Consider the following 14,086-nt stretch of genomic DNA (forward strand, 5'->3'; position numbering starts at 1 on the left):
CGTCGCCGCCGGAGCCGCGTCGGTCTTGGCTGCTGCGGGAGCAGCGGCCGGTGCTTCCACGGCCTTCACGGCGCTGGCGCAGCCAGGGCTGAGGCTTGCCATGTTCTTCTGCAGGCATTGCAGTGCCGCTTCGCCGCCGGGCGGGACGCTGGAGCAGTGTGCGATGTAATCGTTGCGGCATTGCGACTTGATGGCGTCGCGCTGCGCCTGGGTCGGCGCCTGCGACAAGGCCGGTGCGGTGCTCATCAGTGCCGCAAGCGCGAGCCATGCGGAGAGCCTCGTTGCACGTGTCAACGCGTGGATCATTTGAATAAATCCTCTCGTCGCGCCGGAAGCCTTCGGCTCAACTGAACTGAGTCTGAAAAAATTTTGCTCTAACAACCTTCGCGAGCGACATCATTTTCGCTTTCGAGTTCCGCTGCAAGCGGATTGTTGCTATGGAAGAGGTCGGCTGATTTTTTTGCTCGCTTCGACATCTTTGACTTAAGTCATTTGGATTGAGGCTCGGAAATGAGGCATGCGCGCGCGTCGGCACATTTCAGTCAGAGCGATTTTGTGCGGCTGCGAAATGCGCCGCTTCCGCGCATCGCCTTCGTCGTGGCGGCCTTTGTCAGTTTAAGTGCCTGCGAGCAAAACAGTTTTGTTGCGCCGCCGCCGCCCAAGGTCGAAGTCGCGCCGCCGGTGCAGCGCGCCATCACGCGCTATTTGGACGCCACCGGAAACACCGCGCCGATCAAGACTGTCGATCTGGTCGCGCGCGTGCAGGGTTTTCTGCAGTCGATCAATTATCAGGACGGCTCGCCGGTGAAGCAGGGGACCACCCTGTTCACGATCGAGCCCGAGACTTATAAGCTGAAGCTGGAGCAGGCGCAGGCCGCGGAAGTGGGCGCGCAGGCGACGCTCAAGCAGGCCGAGGCCGACTTCAAGCGGCAGACGGATCTGGTGCAGCGCCAGGCGGTCTCGCAGGCAACGCTGGATAGCTCGACCTCGACGCGCGACAACGCGCAGGCCAATTTGCAGCAGGCCGAGGTCAACACCAAGATCGCCGCGGTCAATTACGGCTACACCAATGTGGCCGCGCCGTTCGACGGCATCGTCAGCAACCACCTGATTTCGGTCGGCGAGCTGGTCGGCGTGGCTTCACCCACCCAGCTTGCCACCATTGTGCAGCTCGACCCGATCTACGTGAATTTCAACGTCAATGAGCAGGACGTGCAGCAGGTGCGAGACGAGGCGCGCCGCCGCGGCATGACGTTCAACGATCTCAGGCAGTTGCCGATCGAGGTCGGGTTGCAGACCGAGACCGGCTATCCGCACAAGGGCAAGCTCGATTATCTTTCGCCGACCGTCAGTCAGTCGACCGGAACGCTTGCCGTCCGCGGCCTGGTGCCCAATCCGGATCGCGTGCTGCTGCCCGGCTTCTATGTCCGCGTTCGCGTGCCGATCGACAAGCAGGACAATGCGCTGCTGGTGCCTGACGTTGCGATCGGCAGCGACCAGGGCGGCCGCTACGTGCTGGTCGTCAATGCCGACAATGTGGTCGAGCAGCGCAAGGTGACGACCGGTCCGCTCGACGAAGGGCTGCGCGTCATCGAGAGCGGGCTGAAGGCCGATGACCGCGTCGTGACCGCCGGATTGTTGCGCGCGATCCCCGGGCAGAAGGTCGATCCGCAGATGCAGAAGGGCGACGCGACGCCGGCACCGGCCAAGTGAGGGGCGCGCCATGATCTCGAAATTCTTCATCGAGCGGCCGGTCCTTTCCAACGTCATCGCGATCCTGATGATCCTGATCGGCGGTGTCGCGCTGTTCAATCTTGCCGTCGCGCAATATCCCGATGTGGTGCCGCCGACGGTCCAGGTGACGACGCGCTATCCCGGCGCGTCGGCAAAAACCGTGATCGACACCGTGGCGCTGCCGATCGAGCAGCAGGTCAATGGCGTCGAGGACATGCTCTACATGCAGTCCTACAGCGGCGCCGACGGCACCTACACGCTGACGGTGACCTTCAAGATCGGCACCGACCTCAACTTCGCGCAGGTGCTGGTGCAGAACCGCGTCTCCTCGGCTCTGTCGCAACTGCCGACCGCGGTGCAGAACCAGGGCGTCACGGTGCAGAAGCGGTCGACCTCGATCCTGCTGTTCGTGACGCTGACCTCGCCGAACAAGACCTACGACAGCCTGTTCCTGTCGAACTATGCCACCATCAACATTCGCGACGAGCTGTCGCGTTTGCCTGGTGTCGGCAACGTCACGGTGTTCGGCGCCGGGCAGTATTCGATGCGGGTGTGGCTCGATCCGAACAAGCTGCAGGCACGCGGGCTGATGCCGCAGGACGTCATCCAGGCGATCCAGCAGCAGAGCCAGCAAGTCACCGCGGAGCAGGTCGGCGCGCCGCCTGCGCCGCAGGGGCAGGCGTTCCAGTACACACTGAACGTCAACGGCCGGCTCGACGATGCGAGCCAGTTCGAGAACATCATCGTCAAGACGGGCAATGTCGGCGACGTCATCCGCGTCCGCGATCTCGGCTCGGTCGAGCTCGGGGCGCAGACCTACAGCCAGGTGTTCTCCCTCAACCAGAAGCCGGCCACCGGCATCGGCGTGTTCCTGTCGCCGGGTGCCAACGCGCTGCAGGTCGAGAAGGAAGTGCAGAAGAAGGTGGCGCAGCTCGCCAGGCAGTTCCCGCAGGACATCAAATACGACACGCCGTTCGACACCACCAAATTCGTCCAGGCCTCGATCGACGAGGTCTACCGGACGCTGATCGAGGCCGGCCTGCTGGTGCTGGTGGTGATCCTGGTGTTCCTGCAGGACTGGCGGGCGATGCTGGTGCCTGCAACCACGGTGCCGGTCACCATCATCGGCGCGTTCGCGGCGATGGCCGCGCTCGGCTTCACCATCAATCTCTCGACGCTGTTTGCGATCGTGCTGGCGATCGGCATCGTGGTCGACGACGCCATCGTGGTGGTCGAAGGGGCTGCGCACAATATCGAGCGCGGCATGTCCGGGCACGATGCCGCGATCAAGGCGATGGACGAATTGTTCGCGCCGATCGTCGGCATCACGCTGGTGCTGATCTCGGTGTTCCTGCCGGCGGCCTTCCTGCCGGGGCTGACCGGCCGGATGTACGCGCAGTTCGCCCTGGTGATCGCGGCGACCGCGCTGCTCAGCGCCGTCAATGCCGCGACCTTGAAGCCGACGCAATGTGCGCTATGGCTGCGCCCGCCGGTGCCGCCGGAGCAGCGCAATTTCTTCTACCGTGGCTTCAACGCGGTCTATGACCGGGTGGAGCGGGGCTACACCCGGATGATCGGCGGCATCGCCGGCCACGCCAAGACCTCGGTCCTCGTCGCGCTGATCCTGATTGGAATTGCCGGCTACGGGCTGTCGCGGGTGCCGACCGGCTTCATTCCGATCGAGGACCAGGGTTACCTGCTGGCCGCGGTGCAGTTGCCCGACGGCGCCGCGATCGATCGCACCCAGCGGGTGCTCGATCAGGTCACCGAGATCGCCCGCAAGACACCGGGTGTCGAGCAGGTGGTCGCCATCGCCGGCATCTCCGCGCTCGACAACTCGTCGAGCCTCGCCAATGCCGGCGTCGCCTATGTGATCCTGAAGGATTGGGGCGCGCGCGGCCCGGGCGAGGATCTGCGCTCGCTGGTCTACGGCCTCAACGACAAGCTTGCGGTGATTCCGGAGGCGCGGATCCTGGTGATCCCGCCGCCGCCGATCCAGGGCATCGGCAATGCCGCCGGCTTTGCCATGCAGGTGCAGCTCCGTGACGGCAACGCCGATTACGGCAAGCTGCAGGCGGTCACCGGCGCCGTCGTCGGCAATGCGCAGACGCAAAGTGCGCTGCAGCGGGTGCAGTCGTCGTTCCGCTCGATGGTGCCGCAGTTCGACGTCCAGATCGACCGCATCAAGACCGAGACGCTGCACGTCACCACCGACCAGATATTCTCGACGCTGTCGTCCTATCTCGGTGCGAGCTACGTCAACCAGTTCACCAAGTTCGGCCGCACCTTCCAGGTCTACACCCAGGCCGATGCGCAATACCGCCTGACGCTGCGCGACATCGAGAACATGATGGTGCGCAACAGCAATGGCGACATGGTCCCGCTCGGCACCGTGGCGAAGATCACCCCGTCGGTCGGGCCGTCGCTGATCAGTCTCTATAACCTCTATCCGTCCGCGACCATCATCGGTCTGCCGTCGCAGGGCTACAGCTCCGGCCAGTCGATGACGCTGATGGAGGAGATCGCCGCCAAGACGCTGCCGCCCGGGACCGGCTATGAGTGGACGGCGATGTCGTACCAGGAGAAGGAGGTCGGCAGCCAGATCTACCTCGTGTTCGCGCTGGCGCTGCTGCTGGTCTATCTCGTGCTCGCCGGACAATATGAGAGCTGGTACGCGCCGATCTCGGTGATCCTGGCGGTGCCGCTGTCGCTGCTCGGGCCCATGCTGGTGCTGACGTCGCTTCGGATCGAGAACAATCTCTACACCCAGATCGGCACCATCCTGCTGATCGCGCTGTCGGCCAAGAACGCGATCCTGATCGTGGAGGTCGCGCTCGAGCACCATGTGCGCGACGGCAAGCCGGTGCTTGAGTCGGCGATCGACGCGGCGCGCGCCCGGTTCCGGCCGATCCTGATGACGTCGTTCGCCTTCATCCTCGGCGTGCTGCCGCTGGTGCTCGCGACCGGCGCCGGCGCCAACGCCCGCAAATCGATCGGCATCACCGTATTCTCCGGCATGATCGCCTCGACCTGCCTCGCGGTGCTGTTCGTGCCGGCGTTCTTCGTCGTGGTGCAGAACTTCGAGAACTGGCGCAAGGCGAAGAAAGGCAAGGCGCCCGCGCCGCAAGCCGCATCGCAGGCGTCAGGGACCGTGCATTAGAGCCCGTGCCGCGCACTCAAATCCATCCCCGTCACCCTGAGGTGCGAGCGGAGCGAGCCTCGAAGGGCGAACGGCCACCAGCCGGACCGTGCATCCTTCGAGGCGCGCAAGTGCGCGCACCTCAGGATGACGGGATTAGCTGCGTAGGGTGGGTTAGCTAACCCACCCTACGGCATCGCGCTCAGCCGCTACACCCTCACCATGCGCTTGCCGCGGTTCTCGCCGGCCAAGAGTCCGATCAGCGCCTGCGGGGTGTTCTCGATGCCGTCGATGACGTCCTCCTGGACCTTGAGCTTGCCCGAGGCGACCCAGGATTGCAGGTCGGCGAGCGCGGCATCGCGCTGGTCCATGTAGTCCATCACGATGAAGCCCTGCATGATCAGCCGCTTCACCACGATCAGGCCGGGCACGCCGCGCGGGCCGTGCGCGGAGGGCACGCCGTCATATTGCGAGATCGCGCCGCAACAGGGGATCCGGCCGCGATTGTTCATCTGCGCCAGGCAAGCCTCCAGGATGTCGCCGCCGACATTGTCGAAATAGACGTCGATGCCCTTGGGCGCCGCTGCGCGCAGCGCCTTGTAGGTGGCGCCGTCCTTGTAATCGACCGCGGCGTCGAAGCCGAGCTCCGAGGTCAGCCAGTGGCACTTGTCCTTGCCGCCGGCGATGCCGACCACGTGGCAGCCCTTGATCTTGGCGATCTGGCCGACGATCGAGCCGACCGAGCCGGCGGCCGCCGACACCACCACGGTCTCGCCCTCCTTGGGCTTGCCGACATGGAGCAGGCCGAAATAGGCGGTCAGGCCGGCAATGCCGTAGACGCTGAGCAGATGCGTCATCGGCTCGAGCTTCGGCATCCTGGCCAGGTGCTTGGCGGGCACGGCGGCATAGTCCTGCCAGCCGGTGTCGCCGAACACGATATCGCCCGGCTTCAGGCTCGGGTCATTCGACGCCACCACTTCGGCGATGCCGCCGCCGGCCATCACGGTGTTGGCTTCCACCGCAGCGCGGTAGGTGGCGCCGTGCATCCAGGCGCGGTTGGCGGCGTCGAGCGAGATGTAGCGCGTCCGCACCAGCGCCTCGCCGTCCTTCGGCGCGGGGACCGTGCCTTTGGTGAGGCGAAAATGCTCGGGGCCAAGCTTGCCGGTCGGCTTTTCAACAAGCAGGATCTGGCGATTGACGGTGTCGTTCATTGGCGGTGTCTCCCCTCGCGTTGGTCGTTTCGCATGCAGTTTGACTGCGACGCGCGCAGCGTGTTGCACAGATTGTGCGCTGCACGAACGCTAGAGCATTTTCGAGCGAAGTGGAAACCGGTTCGCGTAAAGAAAATGCGTCAAAACACGAATCTAGAGCCCCGTTCCGATTCATCGGAACGGAAAAGGCTCTGGTCCGCGCGCTGGCATTCCACAACGGGAACATATCGGCAAAGTCCCGCCGGGCGCGAAGCGTGTTGCGTAGCTGCGTAAATCTGCCACACTTGCCCTTCGCCGGGAACTTACGGGGGTAAGAGAATGTCGAACAGGTTTACGCAATACATCCTGCTTGCGATGGTCCTTGGCATCGCAATGGGGACGATCGTCTTCAACTACCTTCCTGACAGCCGTGCCGAGATCGCAGCCGACGTCAACCTGATCGCAATGCTGTTCCTGCGCCTGATCAAGATGATCATCGCGCCACTCGTGTTTGCAACCCTCGTCGGCGGCATCGCCCATATGGGAAGCGGCGCCAAGCTCGGGCGCATCTTCGCCAAGACCATGGGCTGGTTCGTTTCCGCCTCGTTTGTCTCGCTGCTGCTCGGCCTCGTGATGGTCAACCTGTTACAGCCCGGCGCCAACTTCCCCGGCACGCTGCCCGACAAGGCGCAGTCGACCGGCCTGCCGGTCTCGGCCTTCTCGATCGAGAAATTCCTGACCCATCTGATCCCGACCTCGATCGCGGATGCGATGGCGCAGAACGAGATCCTGCAGATCGTGGTGTTCGCGGTGTTCTTCGCGGTGGCGCTCGGCGCCATGCCTGAGCGCGCCAAGCCGATCATGAGCCTGATCGACGATCTCGCCCACATCATGCTCAAGGTCACGAGCTATGTGATGCTGTTTGCACCGATCGCGGTGTGGGCCGCGATCATGGCGACCGTCTCGAAGAACGGCCTCGGCGTGCTCTGGAAGCTGATCGTCTTCATGGGCGGCTTCTACCTGTCGCTGCTGATCCTGTGGGGCATCCTGGTGATGGTCGGCTTCGTCGTGATCGGGCCGCGCTACAGCCATCTGCTGCGGCTGATTCGCGAGCCCCTGATGATCGCGTTCTCGACCGCCTCCTCGGAGGCGGCCTATCCGAAGACGCTGGAGGGGCTGAACAGGTTCGGCGCCTCCTCGCGGATCTCGGCCTTCGTGCTGCCGCTCGGTTATTCCTTCAACCTCGACGGCACGATGATGTACTGCACCTTCGCGAGCATCTTCATCGCGCAAACCTACCACATCGAGATGTCGCTCGGCACGCAGTTCGCGATGCTGGCGACCTTGATGATCACCTCGAAGGGCGTGGCCGGCGTGCCGCGCGCGTCGCTGGTGGTAATCGCCTCGACGCTGTCGCAGTTCGGCATCCCCGAGGCCGGTTTGCTGATGATCATGGGCATCGACACCTTCCTCGACATGGGCCGCAGCGCCACCAACGTGATCGGCAACTCGCTGGCCACCGCCGTGGTCGCGAAGTGGGAGGGCGAGCTGAAGGCCGAGCACGAGCTCGGGCCCGACGACGCGGTGCCGCAGGATGCGGTGCCCGGCGCCGTGATGGCCGGTCATTGACAGGAGGGATGCATGCATCGCGCCCGCTGGAGGCCGATACGGGCTGAGGCGTCTCTGCTGTCGACATGCCTGCTGTCAGCATGTCTGCTGGCGGCAAGCCTGCTGATCGGACCGGTGTCCGCACAGCCGGCGGGCGAGGGGCTCAGCCCCACGCTCGCCAACATCAAGGCCACGCACTCGGTGCGGATCGGCTATCGCGAAAGCTCGCCGCCATTCTCGTTCCTCGACCACTCCAACCGGCCGATCGGCTACAGTCTCGAGCTGTGCGACGCGATCGTCGACGAGATCGCGGCCGAGGTCGACGACGCCAACCTCAAGGTCGACTACGTCAAGGTCACCTCCGACGACCGCATTCCGGCGGTCGTCGACAAGAAGATCGATCTGGAGTGCGGATCGACCACGGCGAATGCCGAGCGCGGCAAGCAGGTCGCATTCTCGCCGCTGATGTTCGTGGCCGGCACCAAGCTGATGGTGCCGAAGGCCTCCGGCGTCAACCAGATCGCCGACTTGAAGGGCAAGACGGTGGTGGTGACCAAGGGCACCACCAACGAGCAGGCGATGCACAATGTCGACGCCAAGCAACAGCTCGGCCTCAACATCGTGACCGCCGGCGATCATGAGCAGTCCTACCAGATGCTGGTGGACGGCAAGGCGGATGCGTTCGCGACCGACGACATCCTGCTCTACGGCCTGATCGCGCGGCACAAGTCGCAGGACAAGTTCCGCGTCACCGGCGACTATCTGTCCTACGATCCCTACGGCATCATGTACCGCAAGGGCGAGCCGCAGATGAAGGACGTGGTCGAGCGCGCCTTCCGCAAGCTCGCCTCGAACCGCGACATCATCCCGCTCTACAACAAGTGGTTCGTCGCCCGCCTGCCGACCGGCGAGAAGCTCAACGTGGCGCTGTCACCGCAGCTCGAAGACGCCTTCAAGGCGCTCGACGATTCGGCGGGCGGAGCGAACTAGCCCGGGATGAGTTTTGGTTGAATCGGCCCGCCGCGCTTTCGGCTCACCTCTCCCCGTCGGGGAGAGGTCGGTTTGCGCCTGGCGATGCGAAGCATCGTCCAGTGCAATCCGGGTGAGGGCTCTTGCTCTCTCGATAGACCGCAACCCCTCACCCGATTTGCTGCGCAAATCGACCTCTCCCAAAGGGAGAGGTGAACCTTAGACGCCGTTTCAGCTCAACCTAATCTCATCATGCTTTAGCCTCAAATTCCGGCCCCTCTCCTTGCGGGAGAGGCCGGATGCGTTGCAGACGCAATCCGGGTGGGCGCAACCGAAGCTGTGCCGACGAACCGCGACTTCGTTCATCGCCAAGAGCGATGCGACAAATCCAGGCACTGCCGGACCCAGTAGCCGTTCACATGGATCAGCTGGCATGGGCTCGGCGGTGGCTCCTTGATGATCGGATATCCGTGGATGTCGATGTTCGTCGGGGCGGTGACGCCGCGCCAGAACACGGCGTTGGCGGCCGGAGGATTGAAGGCGGCGACGAACGCCATGATCGCGAGGAAGCTCAAAACAAGTTTGCGCATAATCTGTATCCGGATCGATTAATGCGCATCAGCGTACTCCCTTGAGCGGGATGAGCAAGCCGCTGAATGGATCAAAATGGCGGCGAGAATTTTGCGGCAAGCTGTACTGCCGCACGCGCGTAGCCGCCGTGGACCGCCATAGAAGCGAGGGCAACGATACTGACCGCAGCCCGCGTCCAAGGATCGCTCCCATCAAAACTCCATTGATCCGGCGGGGATCTTGGTTCGAGTTTCCGCGCCGCGATCTCTGGAGCATCATCGGCAGGCGAGATTCCGCTGTTGAAGTCTGCGAACTCGTCGCTTCACCAGCTAGTGTCGCTCCGCGACAAGCCGATCGACCTGCTGCTTGAGCCCTGCTTCCATCTCGGAAACGATATCGTGCGGCAGGCGAGCGCCAAAGGGATCGCCAAGCGAACCGGTCGTCTCTCGCTCCATCGCCTGATGCCGCATGTCATTGGCATCCGGGACCGGGTCTTCGACCCGTCGTCGAGAGGATAGATAGCTGGGCGCGCCAGCCGCCGCGTCGGCTTTGTAGGGTTCAGAAAAATCCTGATCCGACCGTACAGCGTCCTTCATCAGCTTTGCCTCCTGGCAAGACTTCCTTCCCCAGGCCCGAACGGTCCGGCTCGTCTCTCGTCAATGACGCGGCAACCTCGAATGTTGTTCCGCTCGGAACTTGCAAACGTCCGCCGGAACCTGCCGGTTATCGAGCCTGGAACCAGAACAATAAGCGTCCTCAGTCATTGACACTGGGGTTGACCGTTTGGAGGTTGCCATGGGCTACACAAGGCCAATTCGCCAAATCGCAGTCGTGGTCGAAGACGATACAATCCAGCGCGACATGATCGCACTCTTGTTGGAACAAGGGCGTTTCGAGGTCATCCAATGCGAAGACGCAGAAACAGCAGCGCTGGCGATCAAGAGGCGCCACCCGTCGCTCGTCGTCACCGACGTAAAGCTCACCGGCAAAATGGATGGGATCGAGCTTGCTCGTCTGGCCCTCGATTGCGATCCGGCAGTGCGCGTGCTGGTGATCTCAGGTCTGCCGCTGGCCGGCGCTCTGCCTGACGGCGTCAAGTTTTTTGAGAAGCCGGTTTATCCACCCGTCTTGCTCCGAGAGCTGCCGTCGTAGTTCTCGCGGATTGGGATGTTGGTTCATGCAAGAGGATCCAGAAATCGATTGGCACCGCGAGCAGATCACGAAGAATCGCGAGCTGATCGCGGAGTTGCAATCCGGAAATACAGCGGGTGCTGAGGTATTTCCAGAAACACAGGCCGAGATCGACCGTCTCACGGCACAGATCGAGCAATCGGAACTGATCGTCGCCGCCTATGAGAAAGAGCACCCGCGAGAATGATCGGGGCTCAAGGCAAGCGCGTCGCACGTCGCTTACGCGAACACGGCGTCCAGCGCCGCGTGATACGCCGCCTCGACCAGCGCCGGATGGCGGCGGCCCAGTGCCTCCATCTTCACGCCGGAATTCACTTCCAGCACCTGCCACGCGCCATCAACGTGCACGACGTCGATGGAGGCGAACCGGATGCCAACGGCCTGTGCGGCCTCGATCGCGAGCGCGACGCAAGCGTCGCGTGTCGCAACATCGGTGAGCAGCACCGGCTCGGCGCCGGCATCGAGATTGTGCCGCCAGTTCAGCAGAAGCCGTTCGCCGGCCGGCGGAACGGCGTCGAGCGCAGCGGCGTCGAAGTCCTCGGAGAGGGCCTTCAGCTGTTCGGCGGTCGCGGTCGCCTGCGCCAGCGCGCGCAGCGAGTGGACGCCGTCGCCAACCACCGACGGCCGTGTTTTGCGGTAGACGATCAGCGCGCGATCATCGAGCAGCACGACGCGTACCTCGTCCTTGATCTCGACGTAAGGCGAGATCGCAAGGCTTGGATGCGCGGCGAGGATGCGGGCGACCGCGGTCTCCAGCTGCGTTCGTGTCGTCACGCGGAAGACGAGCTCTCCGGATGTCCCCTCATTCGGCTTGACGACGAGGCCGTGCGGATGCTGCGCGAGCAGAAGCAACATCGCATCCAGCGAGTCCGATCCGGGGATGTGCTTGCTGAGTTTGCTGCCGAGAAACAGGCTGTGCGGAATAGCTGATATGCCGGCCGATGCCAGCACTTCGGCGCAGGCCGATTTGTCGTTGGCGACCTGATGCGCGACCGCGCTGTTCAGCCCGATGTCATAGCCGATCGCAAGCCGTCGCGTGTCGCCCTTGGTCATGATGACCAGCCAGCCGCCGGACCGCACCTCGACGGCAATGGAGCGCGCCAAACAATATTTTTTGATGGTTTCCAGGAAGATTCGCTGGCTGATCAGGACCACGAGATCATTTTCCCTTCACCGCGGTTTTCGTAGCAATTAATTGCCAGATCGGTGCCGATCTCAGCAAGTAAATTACCTGCAGCGCCACGTGTTAACGATGTCGTGGCTGAACCGCTGCGCGAAATCGAACGACTGCCATTCTGAGATCGCAATTGCACGCCAGTTGATCTTGACTATCTCATGCATTGGCGCAATGGACACGCGAGATCTTCAATGATTTCGGCCACTTCAGCGCCGTCGCGAGCAGTCTAGAAATCAAACCATTCTAATTCTGATCAGTCGAGAAAACGAAAACCCATGAGCGCGTTCTATCGAGAGAAAGTTCTTTCTGTCCAGCACTGGACCGGTACGCTTTTCAGCTTCCGAGCCACCCGCGATTCCGGTTTCCGCTTCCAGAATGGCCAGTTTGCCATGATCGGCCTCGAGGTCGATGGCCGGCCGCTGGTGCGCGCCTATTCGATGGCGAGCGCCAATCACGAGGAAGAGCTCGAGTTCTTCTCGATCAAGGTGCAGGACGGCCCGCTCACCTCCAAGCTGCAGAAGATCCGCGAGGGCGACACCATCCTGGTCGGCCGCAAGGCGACCGGCACGCTGATCACCGACAACCTGATCCCCGGCAAGCGGCTGATGCTGCTGTCGACCGGCACCGGCCTTGCGCCGTTCGCGAGCCTGATCAAGGACCCCGAGGTCTATGATCGCTACGATCAGATCTTGCTGGTGCATGGCTGCCGCCAGGTCTCCGAGCTCGCCTATGGCGAGGAGTTGGTCGCCAAGCTGCGCGACGACGAGCTGTTCGGGCCGCTGCTGTCGGAGAAGCTTTCGTACTATCCGACCGTGACGCGCGAGCCGTTCCGCAACCGCGGCCGCATCACCGACCTGATCACCTCGAACCAGCTGTTCACCGACCTCCATCAGGGGCCGCTCGACATCGAGACCGACCGCATCATGATGTGCGGCAGCCCGGCGATGCTGGACGAGCTGAAGCAGCTGTTCGAGACCCGCGGCTTCAAGGAAGGCAGCGGCAACACCCCCGGTCACTTCGTGATCGAGAAGGCGTTCGTCGAGCGCTGAGGCCGCCGGGCGCCAAGATTGTCGTCCTGGCGAAAGCCAGGACCCATTACCATCGCGACTAGTTTGGCGAAGGCTGGGGCCCCATCGGGCTCCAGCCTTTTGCATTAGTGCCGGCGTGCCTCCACGAACTGTCTTTGCCTCTCCTGCTTGCGGGGAGGCCGGATCGCATCGCCAGATGCGATCCGGTTGGGGGCTCTCTCCTCGCAAAGAGTGTCGCAAGCGGCGACACCCCCACCCCGACCCTTCCCCGCAAGCGGGAGAGGGGGCGCAGTCCCGATGAGGATATTCTCTCGACGCACTCGCATGGTGCGCACCATTCCCTCGCTGCTATAACGCCCGCAACGCCGCGCAGCCGTTTCCTGAACGCGGCAACCCAGGGAGCAGCACCTTGTCCATCACCGATCCGGATGCCCCGAAGACCGCCTTTGTGTTCGCCGGCGGCGGCAGCTTTGGCGCGGTCCAGGTCGGCATGCTGCAGGCGCTGGCCGCGCATGGCGTGGCCGCCGACATGGTGGTCGGCTCCAGCGTCGGGGCCTTGAACGGCGCGTTCTATGCCGGCGACCCGACGGTGTCGGGGGTGGCGCGGCTGGCCGAGATCTGGCGCGGCCTGAACCGGCAGGACGTGTTTCCGGTGAGCTGGCGGACGCTGGTGGGCTTTCTGTGGCGGCGCGACTTCCTGATCTCGCATGACGGCGTCCGCAAGTTGATCGACGATTACATCCCGTTCCGCAATCTCGAGGACGCGCGGCTCCCGATCCACATCGTCACGACGGACATCATCAGCGGCGACAGCGTGGTGCTGTCGGAGGGCTCGGCGGCCGAAGCGATCGTCGCATCGACCGCGATCCCCGGCGCGTTCACGCCGGTACATTACCGCGATCACTACCTCGCCGACGGCGCGATCTCCAGCAACACGCCGGTCCGCGTCGCCGTGAAGCAGGGGGCAAAGCGCCTGATCGTGCTGCCCACCGGACATGCCTGCGCCAACCAGGCGCCGCCGGTCGGCGCGCTCGCCAATGCGCTGCATGCGCTGACGCTCCTGATCGCGCGGCAGCTCGTCAACGAGCTCGAGAACATCGGTCCCGACGTCGAGTATTTCGTGGTGCCGCCGCTCTGCCCGCTGGTCGGCTCGCCCTACGATTTCTCCCGGACATCCGATCATATCGCGCGTGCCCTCGACACCACCAATGCGTGGCTCGACAGCGACGGCCTGAAGGCGGGGCATATCCCCCACGAAATGCGGCCGCACGACCATTGATGCGAACAGTGCACTCTCCTCATCCACCGCTGTCATCGCCCGGCTCGAACCGGGCGATCCAGTACGCCGCGGCTCCTCGGCTCAAGCACTGCAGTCTCTGGACTACTGGATCACCCGCATGCGCGGGTGATGGCACCGCGCGGTGTGACGCCTTGAATCGCGAACCGTCCTTATCGTCGTCCCTGCGAAAGCAGGGACCCA

The 14,086-nt window shown here is 63.5% G+C and carries 12 protein-coding genes and 1 pseudogene; 8 read left to right on the top strand and 5 right to left on the bottom strand.

The genetic code is table 11. The annotated features are described in order from the left end of the window. A pseudogene (locus H8B02_RS36815) lies at positions 1-246 on the bottom strand (cysteine rich repeat-containing protein); the annotation flags it as partial. A gap of 309 nt (positions 247-555) precedes the next feature. Between H8B02_RS36815 and H8B02_RS36820 the strand changes: the two are divergent. After that, the gene (locus H8B02_RS36820; protein ID WP_229170700.1) at positions 556-1,713 is read left to right on the top strand and encodes an efflux RND transporter periplasmic adaptor subunit; all 1,158 of its coding nucleotides are present in this window, start codon (positions 556-558) and stop codon (positions 1,711-1,713) included. 10 nt (positions 1,714-1,723) lie between these two features. Further along, entirely contained in the window at positions 1,724-4,894 is a 3,171-nt protein-coding gene (locus tag H8B02_RS36825) for an efflux RND transporter permease subunit (protein WP_229170701.1), read from the top strand. A 188-nt stretch (positions 4,895-5,082) separates the two neighbouring features. Here the strand turns inward: H8B02_RS36825 and H8B02_RS36830 are convergent, their stop codons facing one another. After that, on the bottom strand, positions 5,083-6,084 hold the full coding sequence (locus tag H8B02_RS36830; RefSeq protein ID WP_229170702.1) for an NADP-dependent oxidoreductase: 1,002 nt from the start codon (positions 6,082-6,084) through the stop codon (positions 5,083-5,085). A gap of 318 nt (positions 6,085-6,402) precedes the next feature. On the opposite strand from H8B02_RS36830, the gene H8B02_RS36835 reads away from it, so the two are divergent. Beyond that, entirely contained in the window at positions 6,403-7,692 is a 1,290-nt protein-coding gene (locus H8B02_RS36835) for a dicarboxylate/amino acid:cation symporter (protein ID WP_229170703.1), read from the top strand. A gap of 12 nt (positions 7,693-7,704) precedes the next feature. Then, the gene (locus H8B02_RS36840; RefSeq protein ID WP_229170704.1) at positions 7,705-8,661 is read left to right on the top strand and encodes an amino acid ABC transporter substrate-binding protein; all 957 of its coding nucleotides are present in this window, start codon (positions 7,705-7,707) and stop codon (positions 8,659-8,661) included. A gap of 341 nt (positions 8,662-9,002) precedes the next feature. On the opposite strand, the gene H8B02_RS36845 is transcribed toward H8B02_RS36840, so the two are convergent. Beyond that, entirely contained in the window at positions 9,003-9,230 is a 228-nt protein-coding gene (locus tag H8B02_RS36845) for a hypothetical protein (RefSeq protein WP_229170705.1), read from the bottom strand. 309 nt (positions 9,231-9,539) lie between these two features. Beyond that, positions 9,540-9,806, bottom strand: coding sequence for a hypothetical protein (locus H8B02_RS36850; RefSeq protein ID WP_229170706.1), 267 nt, complete (start codon positions 9,804-9,806; stop codon positions 9,540-9,542). A gap of 199 nt (positions 9,807-10,005) precedes the next feature. Between H8B02_RS36850 and H8B02_RS36855 the strand changes: the two genes are divergently transcribed. Together H8B02_RS36855 and H8B02_RS36860 are read left to right on the top strand one after the other, a co-directional pair. Then, complete coding sequence (locus H8B02_RS36855) at positions 10,006-10,362, top strand: response regulator (RefSeq protein WP_229170707.1); 357 nt, start codon at positions 10,006-10,008, stop codon at positions 10,360-10,362. A 25-nt stretch (positions 10,363-10,387) separates the two neighbouring features. Next, positions 10,388-10,588, top strand: coding sequence for a hypothetical protein (locus H8B02_RS36860; protein ID WP_229170708.1), 201 nt, complete (start codon positions 10,388-10,390; stop codon positions 10,586-10,588). Positions 10,589-10,620: 32 nt separating this feature from the next. Here the strand turns inward: H8B02_RS36860 and H8B02_RS36865 are convergent, their stop codons facing one another. Beyond that, a complete protein-coding gene (locus H8B02_RS36865; protein ID WP_229170709.1) occupies positions 10,621-11,556 on the bottom strand; it encodes an ATP-grasp domain-containing protein in 936 nt (311 codons plus the stop codon). Positions 11,557-11,853: 297 nt separating this feature from the next. Here H8B02_RS36865 and H8B02_RS36870 point away from each other — a divergent pair, with 297 nt between their 5' ends. Both H8B02_RS36870 and H8B02_RS36875 read left to right on the top strand, forming a co-directional pair. Next, complete coding sequence (locus H8B02_RS36870) at positions 11,854-12,627, top strand: ferredoxin--NADP reductase (RefSeq protein ID WP_229170710.1); 774 nt, start codon at positions 11,854-11,856, stop codon at positions 12,625-12,627. Between the two features lie 388 nt (positions 12,628-13,015). Further along, entirely contained in the window at positions 13,016-13,885 is an 870-nt protein-coding gene (locus H8B02_RS36875) for a patatin-like phospholipase family protein (protein WP_229170711.1), read from the top strand. The last annotated feature ends 201 nt before the right edge of the window (positions 13,886-14,086 follow it).

Source organism: Bradyrhizobium altum (assembly GCF_020889705.1).
Taxonomy (GTDB): Bacteria; Pseudomonadota; Alphaproteobacteria; order Rhizobiales; family Xanthobacteraceae; genus Bradyrhizobium; species Bradyrhizobium altum.

What these genes read in the sequence shown, in the direction of transcription:
- H8B02_RS36825 (WP_229170701.1), top strand. Translation starts at nt 1,724, where the DNA reads ATGATCTCGAAATTCTTCATCGAGCGGCCGGTCCTTTCCAACGTCATC.
- H8B02_RS36830 (WP_229170702.1), bottom strand. Translation starts at nt 6,084, where the DNA reads ATGAACGACACCGTCAATCGCCAGATCCTGCTTGTTGAAAAGCCGACC.
- H8B02_RS36835 (WP_229170703.1), top strand. Translation starts at nt 6,403, where the DNA reads ATGTCGAACAGGTTTACGCAATACATCCTGCTTGCGATGGTCCTTGGC.
- H8B02_RS36840 (WP_229170704.1), top strand. Translation starts at nt 7,705, where the DNA reads ATGCATCGCGCCCGCTGGAGGCCGATACGGGCTGAGGCGTCTCTGCTG.
- H8B02_RS36845 (WP_229170705.1), bottom strand. Translation starts at nt 9,230, where the DNA reads ATGCGCAAACTTGTTTTGAGCTTCCTCGCGATCATGGCGTTCGTCGCC.
- H8B02_RS36850 (WP_229170706.1), bottom strand. Translation starts at nt 9,806, where the DNA reads ATGAAGGACGCTGTACGGTCGGATCAGGATTTTTCTGAACCCTACAAA.
- H8B02_RS36855 (WP_229170707.1), top strand. Translation starts at nt 10,006, where the DNA reads ATGGGCTACACAAGGCCAATTCGCCAAATCGCAGTCGTGGTCGAAGAC.
- H8B02_RS36860 (WP_229170708.1), top strand. Translation starts at nt 10,388, where the DNA reads ATGCAAGAGGATCCAGAAATCGATTGGCACCGCGAGCAGATCACGAAG.
- H8B02_RS36870 (WP_229170710.1), top strand. Translation starts at nt 11,854, where the DNA reads ATGAGCGCGTTCTATCGAGAGAAAGTTCTTTCTGTCCAGCACTGGACC.